The 17910-nt window shown below is 50.4% G+C and carries 19 protein-coding genes, 1 pseudogene and 1 riboswitch; of the genes and pseudogenes, 17 read left to right on the top strand and 3 right to left on the bottom strand.

Annotated features, from left to right (window positions below):
• Positions 1–153: 153 nt before the first annotated feature.
• Positions 154–1689: a rhomboid family intramembrane serine protease gene (locus ABMB67_RS04095; RefSeq protein ID WP_354571201.1), complete on the top strand. Its 1536-nt coding sequence runs from the start codon at positions 154–156 to the stop codon at positions 1687–1689.
• Here the strand turns inward: ABMB67_RS04095 and ABMB67_RS04090 are convergent.
• The gene (locus ABMB67_RS04090) at positions 1670–2557 is read right to left on the bottom strand and encodes a hypothetical protein (RefSeq protein WP_354571200.1); all 888 of its coding nucleotides are present in this window, start codon (positions 2555–2557) and stop codon (positions 1670–1672) included. The genes ABMB67_RS04095 and ABMB67_RS04090 overlap by 20 nt on opposite strands.
• A gap of 142 nt (positions 2558–2699) precedes the next feature.
• Between ABMB67_RS04090 and ABMB67_RS04085 the strand changes: the two genes are divergently transcribed.
• The gene (locus ABMB67_RS04085) at positions 2700–4163 is read left to right on the top strand and encodes a spore germination protein (RefSeq protein WP_354571199.1); all 1464 of its coding nucleotides are present in this window, start codon (positions 2700–2702) and stop codon (positions 4161–4163) included.
• A 109-nt stretch (positions 4164–4272) separates the two neighbouring features.
• On the opposite strand, the gene ABMB67_RS04080 is transcribed toward ABMB67_RS04085, so the two are convergent.
• Positions 4273–4686 carry a YueI family protein gene (locus ABMB67_RS04080; protein WP_354571198.1) on the bottom strand — a complete coding sequence of 138 codons (414 nt, stop codon included), beginning with the start codon at positions 4684–4686 and terminating at the stop codon, positions 4273–4275.
• Positions 4687–4822: 136 nt separating this feature from the next.
• On the opposite strand from ABMB67_RS04080, the gene ABMB67_RS04075 reads away from it, so the two are divergent.
• The 15 genes and pseudogenes from ABMB67_RS04075 to ABMB67_RS04005 all read left to right on the top strand — a co-directional run bounded on the left by ABMB67_RS04075 (position 4823) and on the right by ABMB67_RS04005 (position 16782).
• The gene (locus tag ABMB67_RS04075; RefSeq protein ID WP_251221745.1) at positions 4823–5335 is read left to right on the top strand and encodes a hypothetical protein; all 513 of its coding nucleotides are present in this window, start codon (positions 4823–4825) and stop codon (positions 5333–5335) included.
• Between the two features lie 28 nt (positions 5336–5363).
• Positions 5364–5549, top strand: coding sequence for a YqgQ family protein (locus ABMB67_RS04070; protein WP_285890116.1), 186 nt, complete (start codon positions 5364–5366; stop codon positions 5547–5549).
• 12 nt (positions 5550–5561) lie between these two features.
• Positions 5562–6530: an ROK family glucokinase gene (locus ABMB67_RS04065; RefSeq protein WP_251221747.1), complete on the top strand. Its 969-nt coding sequence runs from the start codon at positions 5562–5564 to the stop codon at positions 6528–6530.
• Positions 6531–6588: 58 nt separating this feature from the next.
• On the top strand, positions 6589–8004 hold the full coding sequence (gene aspA, locus ABMB67_RS04060; protein ID WP_251221748.1) for an aspartate ammonia-lyase: 1416 nt from the start codon (positions 6589–6591) through the stop codon (positions 8002–8004).
• Positions 8005–8176: 172 nt separating this feature from the next.
• Complete coding sequence (locus tag ABMB67_RS04055; protein ID WP_354571197.1) at positions 8177–9289, top strand: YqgU-like beta propeller domain-containing protein; 1113 nt, start codon at positions 8177–8179, stop codon at positions 9287–9289.
• A 245-nt stretch (positions 9290–9534) separates the two neighbouring features.
• A riboswitch (TPP riboswitch) is annotated at positions 9535–9642 on the top strand.
• A gap of 79 nt (positions 9643–9721) precedes the next feature.
• Positions 9722–10357: a thiamine phosphate synthase gene (gene thiE / locus ABMB67_RS04050; protein ID WP_354571196.1), complete on the top strand. Its 636-nt coding sequence runs from the start codon at positions 9722–9724 to the stop codon at positions 10355–10357.
• Positions 10357–10554, top strand: coding sequence for a sulfur carrier protein ThiS (thiS, locus tag ABMB67_RS04045; RefSeq protein WP_251221751.1), 198 nt, complete (start codon positions 10357–10359; stop codon positions 10552–10554). Before thiE ends, thiS begins: the two co-directional genes overlap by 1 nt.
• Positions 10555–10558: 4 nt before the next feature.
• Positions 10559–11338 carry a thiazole synthase gene (locus tag ABMB67_RS04040; RefSeq protein ID WP_251194356.1) on the top strand — a complete coding sequence of 260 codons (780 nt, stop codon included), beginning with the start codon at positions 10559–10561 and terminating at the stop codon, positions 11336–11338.
• Between the two features lie 24 nt (positions 11339–11362).
• Positions 11363–12475, top strand: coding sequence for a glycine oxidase ThiO (gene thiO, locus ABMB67_RS04035; protein WP_251221752.1), 1113 nt, complete (start codon positions 11363–11365; stop codon positions 12473–12475).
• An 18-nt stretch (positions 12476–12493) separates the two neighbouring features.
• Positions 12494–13303: a bifunctional hydroxymethylpyrimidine kinase/phosphomethylpyrimidine kinase gene (thiD, locus tag ABMB67_RS04030; RefSeq protein WP_354571195.1), complete on the top strand. Its 810-nt coding sequence runs from the start codon at positions 12494–12496 to the stop codon at positions 13301–13303.
• A 238-nt stretch (positions 13304–13541) separates the two neighbouring features.
• Positions 13542–14252, top strand: a complete 711-nt coding sequence (locus ABMB67_RS04025; protein ID WP_251221754.1) for an ABC transporter ATP-binding protein — start codon at positions 13542–13544, stop codon at positions 14250–14252.
• Complete coding sequence (locus tag ABMB67_RS04020) at positions 14252–15022, top strand: ABC transporter permease (RefSeq protein ID WP_354571194.1); 771 nt, start codon at positions 14252–14254, stop codon at positions 15020–15022. Before ABMB67_RS04025 ends, ABMB67_RS04020 begins: the two co-directional genes overlap by 1 nt.
• Positions 15023–15046: 24 nt before the next feature.
• On the top strand, positions 15047–15631 hold the full coding sequence (locus ABMB67_RS04015; protein ID WP_354571193.1) for a hypothetical protein: 585 nt from the start codon (positions 15047–15049) through the stop codon (positions 15629–15631).
• Positions 15632–15654: 23 nt separating this feature from the next.
• A pseudogene (locus ABMB67_RS04010) lies at positions 15655–16332 on the top strand (DUF1385 domain-containing protein); the annotation flags it as partial.
• Between the two features lie 78 nt (positions 16333–16410).
• Positions 16411–16782 carry an MTH1187 family thiamine-binding protein gene (locus ABMB67_RS04005; protein ID WP_354571322.1) on the top strand — a complete coding sequence of 124 codons (372 nt, stop codon included), beginning with the start codon at positions 16411–16413 and terminating at the stop codon, positions 16780–16782.
• A gap of 167 nt (positions 16783–16949) precedes the next feature.
• Here ABMB67_RS04005 and ABMB67_RS04000 read toward each other — a convergent pair whose 3' ends face one another.
• Positions 16950–17795, bottom strand: coding sequence for an AraC family transcriptional regulator (locus ABMB67_RS04000; protein ID WP_354571192.1), 846 nt, complete (start codon positions 17793–17795; stop codon positions 16950–16952).
• Positions 17796–17910 lie beyond the last annotated feature (115 nt).

The following is a 17910-nucleotide window of genomic DNA, read 5'->3' as shown; positions in this document are numbered from 1 at the left end:
AACTTCCTTTTTCGTAACTTGAAGAAGTGAAAATCGTACTTTTTCAGCAGCTTCAGTGATAAGAGGAGTCTGGCCAGGCCAAAAACGGGTCTTGTTTTTACTGGTTCAGGCTTCTTCTTATAAGAAAAAGCGCCTGCTGGAGGGAGGGGTATCGTGGAAGCGGAACAGCACGATGCGTATTACTGGAAGGTGATCCACCATTTGATTGTTAATCGAGGCTATCGCCTGCTTCAGCAGCAGGAAAACGAGGCATGGCTGGAGGACGAGGAGTCGAAGCCGAGGCGAATTTTGCGAATTGTTAGAGCGGATGTCGATTGGGCGAACTGGTTAAAACGCGATATTGTAGCGTCTGTAAGCCGGTTCGAGCTGTTGCGGCGTCAGCTCCGCCTTAATGAGCTGATCGGCGAAAATCTCTACATAAGTGTTTACCCGCCGGTTGATTCCTGGGAGGAGCTGCAAAAGCCTTTTGTAGCGAATAAACAAAAGAAAACAACCGTTTATACATCACTTGTCACTAGAGAAGCGGCTGCCGGCGGCGAGGTGGCTGTCCGTGAACTGGTGCTGCCGGCAGCGACGGCTATGAATTCGGTTGAGGAAATCGAATTGACCGTCAAGCAGCTGCGGCAGGAAGTGGTCGAAAGGGCGCAGAGCCGCGAGCGCGAGGAGCGGCAGCTTTTTTTATTTGGAAAGCCGCGGATGATCTATGTGCTGCTCGCTTTGATCGCTGTGATGTACTGGCTGGTGGAACAGAACGGCGGCAGTACGTCCGTCTTAACATTAATTGAATTCGGCGCAAAGTATAATCCGTTAATTATCCAAGGGGAATGGTGGCGTCTCGTCTCGGCGATGTTCCTCCATATCGGCTTTCTGCATCTTTTCATGAATTCACTTGCTTTGTTTTACTTAGGCGGCGCTGTAGAGCGGATGTACGGCACTGGCCGCTTTCTAGTGATCTACTTTATCGCCGGAGTGTTTGGCTCAGCCGCCAGCTTTGCCTTTAATGAACAGGTCGCGGCCGGGGCGTCAGGGGCGATTTTTGGCTGTTTTGGCGCTCTCCTCTATTTTGGCACGATTCACAAAAAATTATTTTTCCGGACTATGGGGAAAAGCGTGCTGTTTGTTCTCGGACTGAATTTGATTTTTGGTCTGACGGTGCCGATGATCGACAATGGCGCCCATGTCGGCGGACTGATCGGCGGCTTTTTCGCTTCTGCCATCGTTCACTTGCCAAAGCACGCGAAGTCGGCCAGACAGCTGGGCGCTTTTGTCCTAACCGTTATTAGTATTGGAGGGCTGCTCTGGTACGGAATGATTAATGAGCAAAAGGCCCCGTCCGCCCTGCTTTCCTTGCAAATCGGGCAGGAATATTTGCAGCAGGAGGAGCTTGTGAAAGCCTATCCTTTCTTGCAGCAGGCGGTCGAAAATGGAGCTGACATGCCGGAGGCCCCATTCCTGCTTGCTTATGCAGAAGCGATGTTCGGCAATTATGAAGAGGCGAAACAGCTTCTGCTTGAGGTGATTCAACAGCGGGCTGATTTTCATCAGGCTCATTACAATCTGGCGCTCATCTACCTGGAGTTGGGAGAGACAGAGGAAGCGAGAGCCTCAGTAGAGCGCGCCATTCAATTAGAGCCGAATGAACCGATGTACGAAGATTTGTACGAGCAAATTACTGATCCTCCAACGTAATCGTTTGCAGAAGCTGAACAGGCTTGCCATCGGCGGTGCGGAATAAAATAAAGAAATGATCACCGGTATGCGGAATCAGAATGAGCGGCACGGTACTACCAATCGGTGACAGGGGCGCTCCGTCCTGGCGGGCGATGCCCAATACATAATGCTTATAAAGTCCTTCCCAGAGACCTCCGAGAAAACGGCTGGTCTCTTCTTCTGTCAGATGGGGCAAAGGTTCATGCTCATATTTGGCGAGGTCTGTCAGCGCGATCAGACTGTAGTTTTCTTTTGCCAGCTGGTAATGCTCAAGCAAGGACTCCCATTCATACAGCTGCTGCTGTGACAAAATATAGTCAAGAATGCGTTTGCTTTCAGCGTCCTCCTCCGTCGCCGGAATCGTAAACGAGTGCAGCGGATGCAAGGGAGAATCAATGACATAAAGCTCATCGACGCTCAATGTTTGCGCACTTTTAATCACATCATCGGGATAATGAAGCTCTGCGTGATGAAAGGTTATCACCTGATAATGCCCGCTATCATCAGAGCGAACCTCTTTTTCCAGCTGCAGCGTGTCAGTGTTTTCCCGCCAGGCTGAAAGCATATCCTTCAAATAACCGTCTTCAAATAATAGCGAAACATCCTGGCGCAAATAAGCCTGTTGATTTAAAAGGGAGCTGACTGACCAGTTGAGTATGTATTCGTCCTCGTCTTCAATTTTTTGAAATTCAATATTCGAGCTTGCTTCAGAAAACGATGCTGTCGGATCAAGTGGAAAAAAGATCAGCGCATCGCGAAATGGTTCAGGCTTAATTTGAAAAACGAGAAAAAGTCCAACACAAAATGAGCCGACAAGCAGGGCGAGCGCTAGCTTCCATGTTCTCATCCGTCCTTCCCTCCTTTCCGTGGACAACCGTTGCTTGATCATATGCAGCCGGCCCTGATCTTATGCTTGGCGAATGCATGGAAATCGAGCGGCAGGCGAATACTTGAAAGGAATCAACGGATTGTGAAATGGAGGTCATTTCATGCAGGAGAAGTCAAGAAAGCACCCTGTCTCGGGCGATTTTGAGAAGAACATCGCTTTTTTAAAAGACGAGCTCGGAGTTGATGCGAGCTTTGACTTAATTCATTTGGAACTAAAGCATGGCGGCCGGCGGATGGGGCTCTTTCTTGTCGATGGCTTCGGCAAGGATGCGGCATTAACGCAAATTCAGCGTGAGCTGAACCGGCTGCCTGAGGACGGATTAAAGGAAAATCCGCTTGATACGTTGATGCAGCATCAAATTCCCTATGTCGAGATCGCGAAAAGTGACGATTTGGATGAGGTGATTGATGAGGTGCTTGCCGGACCGGCGGCTTTGGTCGTTGAAGGGATTGACCAGGTCATCCTCTTAGATACAAGGGAATATCCCGTTCGGGGGCCGGAGGAGCCGGATACGGAACAGGTAATCAGAGGTTCAAAAGATGGCTTCGTCGAGACGCTTGTAATGAATGCGGCGCTGATCCGTCGCCGGGTCCGTGACCGCAGTATGCGCGTCGAATATAACAAAGTCGGACGGCGCTCGAAATCGGATCTGGCGCTTGTTTATCTCGCTGATATTGCCGATCAGGAATATGTCGAGGCAATGAAGGAAGCCCTTGATCAAATTGATACGGACGGCTTGCCAATGGCGGATAAAAGCATTGAAGAGTTCATTTTCGGCCATCATTATCAGCCTTATCCGTTAATTCGTTATACGGAACGGCCCGATGTGGCCGCGACTCATCTGTTTGAAGGGCATATTTTGCTGCTTGTCGACGGTTCGCCGAGTGCGATGATTGTGCCGACTACGTTCTGGCACCATCTTCAGCATGCGGAGGAATACAGGCAAAAGCCGGTCGTCGGGGCAAGCCTGCGGATCGTGCGCTTCGGCGCGGTGTGGGCGTCATTATTTTTACTGCCGCTTTGGTACTTGCTCGCGACGAATGAACAGTTTGTTCCAGAGGTACTGTCCTTTATCGGTGCAGAAAAAGAAGGGGCTGTACCGCTGTTCGCCCAGTTTCTCGTGGCTGAAGCGGGGATCGAAATGCTGCGGATGGCGGCGATCCATACGCCGAACCCGCTTGCGACCGCGCTGGGGCTCGTCTCCGCGCTGTTAATCGGCGAGGTGGCGATTAATGTCGGGCTGTTCTCGGCGGAGGTGGTGTTATACTTGGCGGTGGCCGTCGTCGGGACATTTGCGACGCCGAGCTATGAGTTAAGTCTCGCCAATCGGCTGATCCGTGTCGCCCTCCTGTTGTCGACCGCATTGTTCGGTCTCGCCGGCTTCGTCGGCGGCATTACGGTCTGGCTGTTAATGCTCGTTCGTCTTCAAGTACTTGGCACACCCTATATGTGGCCGTTTTTGCCCTTTAACGGACGCGCGTTGCGGGATGTCATTTTCCGCGCGCCAATGCCACTAAAAAACCGCCGTCCGGTCGCGATTCATCCGAACGATCCGGATCGCTAGCGGGGAAGCAAAGCGGGGCTGGGAGCAAAGGTTGTTTTGTTCTACCTTTTGCCAAGCCCCCAGGCAAAGCTAGTTTTGTCTCAAGCACTTTATGCACAGCACTGTGCTCTTACGATAAGAAATCGGCGCCGCTTTCCTCCATATCAAGCTCAAACAGTTCATCCTTAATGAAAAGCTGCTTCGTTTCAATGGCCTCAGTCTGATTGGCGACGATCAGACCGAATGGGGTCAGCTTTTTCGGCGTGACAAACGTAAAGCTGACGCCATGCGCTCCAGCTTCTTTAATATAGTTGGAAAAATGATTATAGCCGAGGTTGCCGTTTAAATAAAGATGCAGGTTGCGCTTCGTTTTCATCAGCTCAACGGCTTCTTTGTACATTCCTTTATTAATCACCTGCTTTTTTGTAAGGGCGAGGTGGATCCGTTCCAATAAAGTGGAGAGAAAAAGATTCCGCTCCTCCGGTTTGATTTCCGGCGCCCCGTACAACGCCCGGTCAATGACTTCTTTCATTTTTTGTTCCATGCTCAGTCTCCTTTTGTGCCATCGGCTGCTGATCCGGCTCTTCTTAATTTGTCCATTCGTACATATCATACCATAAGAATCTGTTGACAAGGCTGAGACAGAAGAAATTAAAGTATAAAGAGAGGTGGAGATCAGCATGTGGTTTATTCTCACCATTTTGATCTTTATCGTCACAATCGGAGTTACGATTGGCGGATTACTCGTTGCGCCGAAGGAACAGGTGCGGCCGGTTCAACTCGTTTTGCTGACGGTCTGTTTTACTTTTTTATGCTATCTCGGTATGATTACGGGGATGTTTTTAACGGGATGGATTAGCTTATGGCTACTGGATTATCTCGTTGCTGTCGTCGCGCTCCTGTTTATCGTCGCAAGCATGAGGCGCTTTCATCCGACGCTCGGCTTTTTTCATCCGGAGGACCGGATTGTCGTCTCGCTGCTCGCGTTGCTGTTTTTTCTGATGGGGGTCGAGTGGGGATTAATAGAGCTTAGGACGTTTTTTACACTGTTTGTCAGCGCTCTGTTTGCAGCTGCTCTTATTCTCGGAGTTTTCATACAAATTCAAATTCGGCAGATTCTCTGGCGCTATTCGTATATTGCCTTCACTCCTTTAGTTTGGCTCCTTTTCGTAACCGTTATGAAGCTGTTATAATGAGGGTGAGGTGAGGATCGTGAGAACAATGTTTGATGTCATGCAGCTCCTGAAAAAACACGGTACGATCATTTATACAAAAGATCGCGGCCTCGATCTTTCGTTGATGGAAGACGAGCTTCGGGAGCTTTATGAATGGAAAATGATTGATCAGACAGTATTTCAACAAGCGTTGCTCATCTTGCGGCAGGAAGCGTCAGGACGAAAGGAATAGAAGGTGACGACAATGGAAGAGTGGTATGTAGGTATCGACGTTGGTGGTACAACGATTAAAATGGCTTTTATCACAGCAACGGGTCAAATTGTGACGAAATGGGAGATACCTACAAACAAACAGGAGGAAGGCAAGTATATTACGACGGACATTGCGAATGAGATCGCGCAAAAATGGCAAAAACACAAACAACAGGATGTCAGGCTCACAAGCCTTGGCCTCGGTGCTCCGTGTTTTTTTGAAATGGAGACGGGATTTGTTTATCAGGCGGTGAACATCGGCTGGCGTAATTTTCCCTTGAAAGATGAGCTCGAACAAAAGACAGGCTTACCTGTCACAGTAGACAATGATGCGAATATGGCGGCGCTCGGTGAAATGTGGCGCGGTGCTGGCGAAGGGGCGGCAAATCTGCTTTGTGTGACCCTCGGTACTGGTGTTGGCGGCGGAATTATCGCGAATGGCCGCATTCTTCACGGTGTCAATGGCATGGCCGGTGAAATTGGTCATATTACCGCTGTACCTGAAGGGGGAGCGCCTTGCAACTGCGGGAAAACAGGCTGCCTCGAGACGATTGCTTCAGCGACCGGTATTGCCAGACTGGCTATTGAACAAGTCGCTTCAGCACCTGATAGCGTGCTCCATCGTCATTTGCAAGAAACGGGTAAGCTTACGGCAAAGCAAGTATTTAAGGCGTATGCCGAAGCGGATGAAGCCGCGGAGAAAGTTGTGAAAGAGGTCGGCTTTCATCTCGGATTGGCGCTTGCCAACCTGGCCAACGCGCTCAATCCTGAAATCATCGTGATCGGCGGTGGTGTTTCCCGAGCGGGAGAGCCTTTGCTTGCAGTGATCGAACATTATTTTTCATGTTACGCGTTAAAGCGGGTAAAGGAAGGCGTTCGTTTTAAAATAGCGACGCTTGGAAACGATGCCGGAGTGATTGGCGGGGCTTGGCTGGCACGAGAGAGCCGTCAACAGATATAATGGATTCACATATGATAATGCAAGGACAATCATTGATATAGATGAAGGAGCTAAGATGATGTCAACATATCGAACGGAACGAGATTTGATTGGTGAGAAGGAAGTACCAAAGGATGCCTATTACGGCATTCAGACGATGCGGGCGCGAGAGAATTTTCCGATTACGGGATATCCACCCCATCCCGAACTGATTCGGGCATTTGGCTATGTCAAGAAGGCGGCGGCGATGGCCAACCGTGATGTTGGGGTGCTGCCGACTAATATTGCCGACGCGATTATGGCCGCGGCGGATGAGATCATTGACGGAAAGCTGCAGGATCAATTCATTGTCGACGCGATTCAAGGAGGCGCCGGAACGTCTTTCAATATGAACGCCAACGAGGTCATTGCCAATCGCGCGATCGAGATTCTCGGCGGGGAAAAAGGAGAGTATATGCGCGTCAGCCCAAATACGCATGTCAATATGGCGCAATCAACGAATGATGCCTTCCCGACAGCGATTCATATTGCCTGCCTTTCACTGGCTAAAGGGCTTCGTGAAGAACTGGAGCGTTTAATTCAGGCGATGAAGGATAAGGAAATCGAATTTGATGATGTGCTAAAAATGGGGCGGACGCATTTGCAGGACGCCGTGCCGATTCGGATGGGCCAGGAGTTTGGCGCCTATCGCCGCGTGCTGACCCGCGATCTGCGCCGGATCAGCCGCTCTGTCGATCATCTCTATGAAATCAACATGGGAGCGACGGCGGTTGGAACCGGACTGAATGCGAAGCCGGAATACATTGAAAAAGTAGCGACGTATTTAGCCGACCTGACAGGGTATCCGTTTAAGACGGCGGAGGATTTGGTCGATGCGACGCAAAATACCGATGCCTATACAGAGGTTTCAAGCGCATTGAAGATCATGGCGATCAATCTTTCGAAAATGGCGAATGACTTGCGTCTGATGAGTTCGGGACCGCGAACCGGTTTAAATGAAATTAATTTGCCGGCGCGCCAGCCGGGTTCGTCAATCATGCCGGGAAAAGTCAACCCGGTTATGTGCGAAGTGGTCAACCAGATTTCCTTCCAGGTCATCGGCAACGACCATACGATCAGCATTGCTTCAGAGGCGGGCCAGCTTGAGCTGAATGTGATGGAGCCTGTCCTCGTGTTTAATCTGCTTCAGTCTTTATCGATTCTCAAAAACGGGATCGATGTTTTCCGGAAATACGCGATTGAAGGAATTACGGCTAATATTGAGCATTGCCGCCATGTTGTCGAGCACAGCGTCGGGATCATTACGGCGATTAATCCGCATGTTGGCTACGAGGTCGCCACTAGAATTGCCAAAGAAGCAATTCAAACGGGGCGCCCGGTTCGGGAAATTTGCCTGGAAAGAGGAATTTTATCAGAAGAGGAGCTTAATGAAATTCTCGACCCTAAGGAGATGACGAATCCAGGGATAGCGGGAGCCCGTTTTATTTACGGATAATGTTTTGCTTATCAGGGGTGGGTCAAAAGAAGGGAATCCTTTTGGCTCACCCCCTCTCCCTTAGTGAATCGCTTCACTAAAATTTTTCTTGAGAAAGGTGAAACATTTTTCCAGTTGGAACGTCTTATAGAGAGAGCGTTTTATGATGATGAGTGGAAAGGGGGAGAGCCGCTTGAAAAGAATATGCTTGTGTCTTATGATGCTCTTGATGATGTCAGCCTGTACGTCCGGGCAGCTGGAAAGTCATCCTTCACCGGAGCGCTTGACAGAGCTGCCCGAAAAACGCGACGTTCCTAATTCTTTTTTCACCGGCTCCCCTGTTGTACCCCTTTCAGAGACGGAAATAACAGAGGTGACAGGCTGGTATAGGGAAGACGCGGTTTTTTACTTGCAGGAAGATGGCGAGCATTCCAGCGTACATACGTATAATCTGCTTACCGGGGAGTCTGCTGATTTTTTTCAACGTGACGGCTGGGTTGTCAATATCGCCCCCAACGTTGATTACACGCTCTTTGCTGTTCAGCTGGTCACACCGGAGCATGAGGCGGAAGTAGTGATTGTCGACGCAGCAGGCGAGCCGCAGATGACGATCGAGGGGCTTGGCGATGATTATTCGGTTTTCTGGAATCCATACGTGCAGAACCGTTTGCTTGCTGTCGCGTTTTTACCTGATTGGGAGTATGCCGGCTACCTTGTCGATGTAGGGACGAATGAGGTGAAGCCGGTGGAACTGGAGCAGCCTTACGTTCAATGGCTGTCGGAAACAGAGGTTGCTTATCTGTTATGGGATGAATTGGAACCGAATTATCAGGCGCCTTTATACATTGCCAATCTTGAGGACGGCAAAAAGAAGCTTTGGCGGGAGAACGTGATTTCTTTCATGAGCTTTCCCGGACGGCTGTCGCTGATGGTTACGGTTGACAGCGTCTATGATCTGTATTCGAAGTACAGTTTTTTTCGGGAACGCGAGCTGGAGCAGCAGATTGAAATGCCGATTTTGAACACATATTCGGAGCAGTGGTGGATTCCGTTTTACAGCTATGATGCAGCAGGGGAGATTTTTTATTATGCCCGGCCCAAATACAGCGGAGACTTCTTAAGCTATACTGACGGCTTTGAATTAATCGCATATGATGTCGGGACGAATGCCGAGAATAAGCTGGCTGAATTAGAAAGCCACGAGCCAATGCAAATTGCGCCGGATGGCAACTATTTGTTACTTGGCAGCCGCTATGAATCGGTTTTTGACATAGAGCAGGAAGTGCTTGTCCAGCTTTTTGAATAAGTAGCTATGCCATAAGGTCGATTTTTACCTTTTGGCATAGCTACTAAGCACAAAAGTCACGGGGGAGTTCAAGGGGGCAGCGGCTTCGCACGTTACGCGGCTGTCTGAATGAACCCCGTTTTCAGACAGCCTTAAATGATTGTAACGGCTCCGCACGCTGCTTCTAAAAAAACCACACAGCGGTTTTTTTAATTGATTTTTTAAGTGGATCTGTCATAATGAAAGTAGTGAAAAGAGAATCAGCATGTTTAGACTAGGGGTGTCTGCGTAAAGCGGGCTGAGAAAAAGGTGTTCCTTTTACCCTTGTACCTGATCTGGCTCATACCAGCGTAGGGAAGTCGATGCAATTCATCATCTATATTGCAGCCGTATTCCACGTTCGTTGGGATACGGCTTTTCTGCAGACTAAGCAAGGAAGAAAGGTGAGGTTGAATGAAAGACTTTCAGCTATATGCGATTACAGGAGAAGCGTTTCACCCGGGCCGTGATCTTATTGAGGTCATGGAGGAAGCGATTCGCGGCGGAGTTGATATTGTCCAGCTTCGCGATAAAACGAGCAGCAAGCGCGACGTTTTGCAGAAAGCGAAAGCACTGCGCGAACTGACGAAGAAATATGGTGTCCCGTTTATCGTCAATGATCATATCGATGTGGCGCTGGCGGTAGATGCTGATGGGATTCATCTCGGACAGGATGATCTTCCACTCGCTGAGGCGCGTAAGATTGTCGGACCGGATAAAATCATCGGTATTTCCACTCATCAGATCGAGGAGGCGCGTGCTGCGCAAGCGGAAGGGGCCGATTATATCGGCGTCGGGCCGATTTTTGAAACGAAAAGCAAGGTTGATGTCGTTGATCCGGTGACCACTGCCTATATTCAGCAGGTGGCCGCTGAAATTACGATTCCGTTTGTCGCGATCGGCGGGATCAAGCTCCATAACGTCGAGCAGGTGCTGGCGGCCGGGGCGAGCCGGATTTGCATGATTAGTGAAATTGTCGGCGCCGCGGATGTAAAAGCTGTCTGCGAGCAGTTTACGGCGATTCTTGAACGGCATAAGGAGGAAGTCTGATGAAGCTGATCATTAATGGAGAACAACATGAGCTGGCGGCAACGACGCTTGCCGATGTCGTTCAGCATTTTCAATTAGAGCCGCAGCTTGTCGTGACAGAGCTGGACGGTCAGATCATTGACCGGGCTGATTGGGAGACGACCACGCTTGAAGCCGGGATGAAAATTGAGCTTGTACAATTTGTCGGAGGGGGATGAGAAGATGAAGGAGAGTCGATTAACGATTGCCGGCAAGGAGCTGTCCTCGCGCTTTTTTCTTGGGACGGGCCGCTACCCGAACCCGTTTGTCCAAAATGAAGCGATTCGCGCTTCGGAGGCGGAAGTGCTGACTTTCGCGATTCGCCGCGTTAATTTGGAGGCGCCAAATGAGGATGCGATTTTGCAGCATCTTGACGGGATGAGCTTTACGTACCTGCCGAACACGTCGGGGGCGAAAACGGCAGAGGAGGCGATCAGGATTGCCCGTCTGGCCCGGGCGTCAGGCTTAAGCGACTGGATTAAGGTCGAAATCAGCGTTGACGAAAAAACATTGCTGCCTGATCCGATTGAAACGTTAAAAGCAACGGAAGTGCTGGCCGCTGAAGGCTTTGTCGTTCTCCCTTATACGTCGGACGATCCGGTGCTTTGCAAAAAGCTTGAGAATGCCGGAGCGGCGGCCGTGATGCCGGGCGGGGCGCCGATCGGAACGGGGCTCGGCATTTTGAATCCGTACAATTTACAGCTGATTGTCGAGCAGGCGACCGTGCCGATTATCGTCGATGCCGGGCTCGGCTCGGCGATGGATGTCACCCAGGCGATGGAGCTCGGTGCTGATGGAGTGCTGATGAATACTCCTGTCGCCAAGGCGAAGGATCCGGTGAAAATGGCACTGGCGATGAAGCATGCGATCACTGCCGGAAGACTTTCCTATGAAGCCGGGCGCATTCCGAAAAAGAAATATGCGACGGCAAGCAGCGGTTTGACATCCTTGATTTCAAACTAGCAAAGACAACGAGGGGGAATCAATGTGAAGGAGCAAATCCTCATTCTTGGGGGAGGGGTAATCGGGCTTGCGACGGCCTTTGAGCTGAGCCGCCGCGAGTATGACGTAACCGTAGTTGAGAAAGCGTCATGCGGTGGGCAAGCATCTGGAGCAGCAGCCGGGATGCTTGCTCCTTTTTCCGAAATTGGCGAGGACCCGGATGACTTTTTTCAGCTTTGTCTTGACAGCCTGCGCCTTTATCCACGCTGGCAGAGAGACGTGAAGGAAGCAAGCGGGCTGGATTTCGAGTATTCGGAAAGTGGAAGTCTGCACGCGGTCTATCACGAGGCTGAGCTGCTCGGCCTGGAGACACGGCAGGCGTGGCAGCGCCAGTTCGGAGTAGAGGCGGAGATCATTACGGGAGATCGTCTGCGTCAGCTTGAGCCGGATTTATCGGAGCAGATGATCGCCGCGATGCATTACCCGGAGGAAAGCCATTTGTTTGCCCCCGATTATGTCAAAGCGCTTGAGTCAGCCTGTTTGCGCCAGGGCGTGACGATTGCCGAGCAGCTTGAAGAAGTCACGGTCGAACGGTGGCGGGAAGAGATCGTTCTCCGCTCAAAGGCAGGCCGGACCTTTCAGGGGGACAGGCTGATCGTCTGTTCGGGGGCGTGGGCGCAGGAGCTTGAGAATGTTTTTGATCTCCGGATTCCTGTTTATCCGATTCGCGGCCAAATCTGCGCCTATGATCTGCCGGTTGGCCGGATTAACCATATTGTGTACACGAGCCAGGGCTACGTCGTGCCTAAGGCGAATGGAACGCTCGTCAACGGTGCTTCAGAGGATATTGCCGGCTTTCAAACAGAGGTGACGAAAAAAGGAATTGACCGCCTGACAAATTGGAATAAAAACATCTTCCCTTTTTTGCAGGAGATGACGCCATTTCATACATGGGCGGGGTTGCGGCCGGCAACGCAGGACGGCTTTCCTTTACTGGGAGCGCTGCTTGAAGCACCGCATGTCATCTTTGCGACAGGTCATTACCGCAACGGTATTTTGCTCAGCCCGGTGACAGCTAAAGCTGTCGCTGATATTCTTGATGGCAAGCAGAATTATGCGCCGCTCGTTTCATGCAGACCGGAACGCTTTAGTTACTAGGAATTGGAGGAATGGAAGATGACGCTTGCAAAAGCATTGACGATTGCCGGCTCGGACAGCGGGGGCGGAGCCGGCATTCAGGCCGATTTAAAAACATTTCAAGAACTTGATACATTCGGGACGAGCGTCATTACGGCGCTAACGGCCCAAAATACACTCGGTGTTCACGGCGTTTTTCCGCAAACGCTCGAAGCGGTCGAAGCGCAGCTCGATGCCGTCCTGTCTGATATTGGCACAGACGCCGCGAAGACGGGGATGCTGTTTTCAGCGGAGATTATTACCCTTGTCGCCCGAAAGCTGCGGCAGTATGAAGTAAAGCGCCTCGTCGTTGATCCGGTAATGATTGCCAAAGGCGGCGCTTCCCTTCTGCAGGAGGAAGCGGTACAAGCGCTGATTAAAGAGCTGCTGCCGCAGGCGATGGTTATCACCCCGAATTTGCCGGAGGCGGCCAAGATTCTCGGCTGCGAGGAACCGCAGACGCTCGCCGAGATGAAGGAGGCGGCTGTTAAGCTCCATCAGCTCGGGCCGGCCTACATTGTGCTGAAAGGCGGTCATTTGCCGTCCGGCCCGGCGATCGATCTCGTCTATGATGGTCATGAGCTTCACGAGCTGGAGACAGAACGGATTGCGACAAAGCATACGCACGGTACCGGTTGTACATTTGCCGCGGCGATTGCTGCCGAGCTTGCGAAAGAAGCTGCCCCGCTTGAAGCGATTCAAACGGCGAAGGCTTTTATTACAGCGGCGATTACTCATTCACTTGCTATCGGCGGCGGCATCGGCCCGACGAATCACGCGGCCTACCGCCGACTGGCGGGAGAAGCGTAACACAGTGGACTTGGGACGAAGCCGGCTTTGACATTTTTGCAATGGCTTCACGCGCCATAATCTCATTATGAGAAACCCCACTCGTAGCAAGCCTTTCAAAATCAGGCAACGGCTACGCTTATTACTTAGAGGCGGGGATAAAGGGAAAAACAGCCTTTTATCCCCGCCTCTTCATTTCGTTCACGGGGCGAATCCTGTATAATAAAAAAACAGGAGCAAGAGCTAAAGGGGTGGCAATTTGGACATACGGTGGGAGAACGTCGGAAGCGACCGGGTGACGGATATGACCTTTTCAATTGAAGGGGGCCAGCTTGTTACGATCATCGGTCCTTCCGGGGCGGGGAAAAGCAGCCTGCTAAAGCTGATGAACCGTCTGGAAGAACGAAAGAGCGGAATGATTTATTATCGGGACAAGCCAATCACCGACTATGCGATCAAGGATTTGCGCAAACGGATCGGCATGGCGTTTCAAAGCCCGGCTTTGTTTGAAGGAACGGTCGAGGACAATATTTTATACGGACCGCGCTTACATAATCTCAACTGGTCTAAAGCCAGGCTGCTTGATTTGCTTGAAGCGGTTCACCTGACGGAGGATTTTTTGGCGAAGCCGGTCGAGGAGCTGTCAGGCGGTGAACAGCAGCGGGTTTCATTGGCGCGAACGCTCGCCAATGAGCCCGAAGTTCTCTTGCTGGACGAGGTGACAAGCGCCTTGGACCTGCGCAATGCCGCTGTTGTAGAGGAGCTGATCAAGCATTTGCAAAAGCAGGGGAAGACGATTCTGATGGTGACGCATGATCTCGAGCAGGCCGAGCGGCTTGGCGACCTGACGTTTTTCATCGACAATGGACGCCTCGTTGAGCAAAAGGAGTCGGTTGCTTTTTTCGCCAATCCGGAGACGCTGGAAGCACGGCGGTTTCTCTATCGGGATGAAGAAGGAGGGAGCGCCTGATGGCACCGGAGATTTCGAATACGTCGATGCTATTTTTGATTGTTTTTGTTCTTATTCCTCTCTCGCTCTCCTATCTCTATTCGCTGGGATTAGAAAAAAGCATCACCTGGTCGAGCGTGCGCGGCGTGATCCAGCTGTTTTTGATCGGATATTTGCTGACCTTTCTCTTCGGTTTGCAGCCGATCGTCGGCATTCCGCTTATGCTGCTTGTCATGATTACGGTGGCCGGCATACATGCGGCAAAAAAAGGGAGCGGTATTCCGTCGGTCCAGGCGGTTGTGCTGCTGATTCTCTGTGCGGTGGAAGCCGTCGTCCTGACGATGTGGCTCGGCTTCGATATGATTTCCTTCACCGCGGAGCAGGTTATTCCAATGAGCGGGATGATCATCGGCAACAGCATGGTCGCAATCGGGCTGGCGCTTGAGCGGATGAAGCAGGAGTTTCGGCAAAACCACGACCGGCTGCAGGCGGCGCTTGCCCTCGGAGCGACACCGAAGGAGGCTTCGCAGCTTCTGATCCGCAAAATCGTCAAAGCAGCGATGATTCCGAATGTGGACGGATTAAAAACGATCGGTCTCGTTCAGCTGCCGGGGATGATGACGGGGCTCATTTTAGCCGGGGTATCGCCGCATGTGGCGATTCGCTATCAGATTGTGATTTCGCTTAGTATTTTTGTGGCGGTCTCGATCAGCGCGATGCTTGTGACCGTTTTTACATACCGGGCTTTTTATACAAAGCAAATGCAATTGATCCGGATGGAAACAGATTGATCGACAATAAAGGAGTGGCTATATATGTTTCGAGGAAATAAACCGGTTTTAATATTGCCAGGAATTTTGATGGTTGTCATGATACTCGGCGGCTATCATTTCTTGCAGCAGGAAGAGATGATTACGAATGAACAGCTTCCGGAAGTGATGGAGATGGAGGTTGACAAGACCTCGACAGACGATGGCGTGCGGGTTGAAGCGAACTGGGATTGGACGACCATGCCGGAGGAAGGGATGTATGGCGAGGACTATATCGGAATAACCGTCACCGATCCGGCTACCGGCGAACCGCGGTATGATCTCAGCTTCGCAGAGGGACTGCTTGAATTGCGCTATGGCGATCAAGTGATTGAAGAAGCGGAGGGCGTTGCAGTCGATAACGGCATCATTTTTGCTTTTCCGAACAAGGTTGAGGAAAATATGAGCTATGGCAATCTCGGCTCTGTTTCAGTTGAAGTTCTGGGGGCGGGGATTGAGCCGGAGCATATTGAGCTTCACTTTTTGCATACATGGGTGGAGCACAGCCCGCTCGTAAAAGAGGATGCCGCTTTTACAGAACCCGCCTTTGATGGAGCGGCGAATGTGCCGTATTGGGTAACGAGCTACTAGTATAGAAAAGGAAGGATGTCGCGATGAAGGTAAGAGGGCTGTCCTATCAAAAGGGAATCTTCTATATTGGCAAGCAGCACGTGGCCTGCGCCTATCATGAAAAGTCACGGCTGAAAAGCTGGCTGAAGCCTTTAAGCGCCAAAACACTGCTCCTTATGGGGAAGCAGATTTTCTTTTCAATGCCGCTCTGGTTTAAGCTGCTCAGCCTGGTCGTGCTCGGCAGTGTCTTTATTCCAAAGCTGCTTGCGGCTTCTTTTGCCGGATGGGAAGGGTTGCCCTATTATGTGCTGCTTTATTTTATGTTTGGCACCCACTTTATCTTCCCCGCGCAATTGCGCCGCTACCATGGCGCCGAGCATAAAGTGTTCAGCACGAAAGGCGTCATTCGCCGGGCGGGGATGCCGCGAATCAAACGGGCGGCGATCACGAACCGTTATTGCTCGACCAATACGGTGGTCATCTATTTTAGCAGCGTGCTCGTTTTGACGATTGTGATTTCATGCTTTAATGGAATCGGAGTACGATCATTGGCGCTTGCTTCGTATATGGCGGTCGCTGCGATTCCGGTCGTCGCGACATTGATGACGAAGAAAGGATTCCGCTGGCTTGAAAACCTGATTTTGCGGATTTCCTACTGGCTCCAGATTCATATCACGACCGCCGAGCCTGAGCATCAACACCTGCTTGCTTCGATCGAGTCGTATCGCAAGCTGGCGGCGAAAGAGTTTCCGGAAAGGCTCGTCGTCAAGCGGCCAATCCGCATAAAGGAGGAGAAGCATATGGCGATTGTCGATGTAACGATTATTCCAATTGGCACAGAGGGCACGAGCGTCAGCGCGCATGTCGCCGAGGTACACCAGGTGCTGAAGCAATACGAAGGAAAAATTACTTATCAGCTGACGCCGATGAGCACGCTGATCGAAGGGGAGCTGCCTGTTTTGTTCGAGGTGATTCAGGCGATTCATGAAGTGCCGTTCCAGCATGGAGTGAAGCGTGTCGCGACAAATATCCGGATTGACGACAGACGGGACAAAGTAGCAACGATGGACGGCAAGCTCGCCGCCGTGCAAGGCAAACTGGCGGAGAAAACCGACCCGGCTGCCACTGGAGAGAAGCAGACAGAAGAAAGCGGCGCTTCAATTCAAAAATGAGAACAGAAGCCCGGTACACAGGATTCAAAACGTGAAGAGGATGTATACGACAAGGCAAAGGCTGGGACAAAGGTAAAAACAACCTTCTGTCCCAGCCCTAAAAATGGCTGCCGACATCCACTTTAAATGAAACCTTCATGGAAAGCATGAATATAATCCACGTTTATTTACTTCTCCTGAATAGAGATCCAGATCTGACTTTTTTGATCTTTACTGGCTAGTATTTCTGGACCTTCTGCCAATTCATAGGATGATGAAGGAAGCCACTCTGAATAGATCCGTTGCCAATGTCCTTCAACCTGCTCCCAGTCTCCATCTATTTCAAAAATTGCCCATAGTAAGGCAGGTACTTTTAAAGTGGAATACTTTTCTAACGGCTCTTGTGACGTGGCTGCCCCGATATATTGGTCAAAGCTTGCCTTCCCTTCATCATTTTCTGAGTAATTTACTGAAACATGAATGATACCGTGAGGCTCTTTATTTGCGATGGACTCCAGCTGTTTCATCTCGGTATCACTGATTGCAGCTATCATACTTTCGTAAGTCGGTGTTAGTAACTCATTCACCATCTCAACTTCATATTTAACCCCCACCACGGTAAATGGGTCTTTTTCAACAATACGATAATTCATTTCGGTTCCTCCTTGGATCGTTAATTGAAAGCTCATTCTTGGAAATGCTTTTACGTTCTGTTCTGTATTTCTGACAGCTGAAGGAGTAACGCCATGGTAGTTTTGAAATACGCGTGAAAAGGCATCCGGTGATTGATACCTATATTTGAGTGCTACATCAATCACTTTTACCCTTGGATCCTTCAATTCCAATGCTGCCAATGTCAAACGTCTTCTCCGAATATATTCTGAGATGGTAATACCTGATAAAAGAGCAAAAAGGCGTTTGAATTGATATTCAGAGCACAAGGCAACTTTAGCTACCTCCTTTACATCAATGTGGTTACTCAAATTTTCTTCAATATAATTTAATGCCTCGTTCATTCCTTTTAACATCTCCATGAATGTACCTCCCTTTCTCCTGTCATATCATAACAGGTGAATCGGCAGCCAACCCGACTTTTTATGCTTTTATCAGTCGGTGACAGTGTAAGTATCTCTTATAAATAACCATTTA

Source organism: Halalkalibacter oceani, from assembly GCF_040544555.1.
Taxonomy (GTDB): Bacteria; Bacillota; Bacilli; order Bacillales; family Bacillaceae_D; genus Halalkalibacter; species Halalkalibacter oceani.
This window is presented reverse-complemented; position numbering and strand designations above follow the sequence as displayed.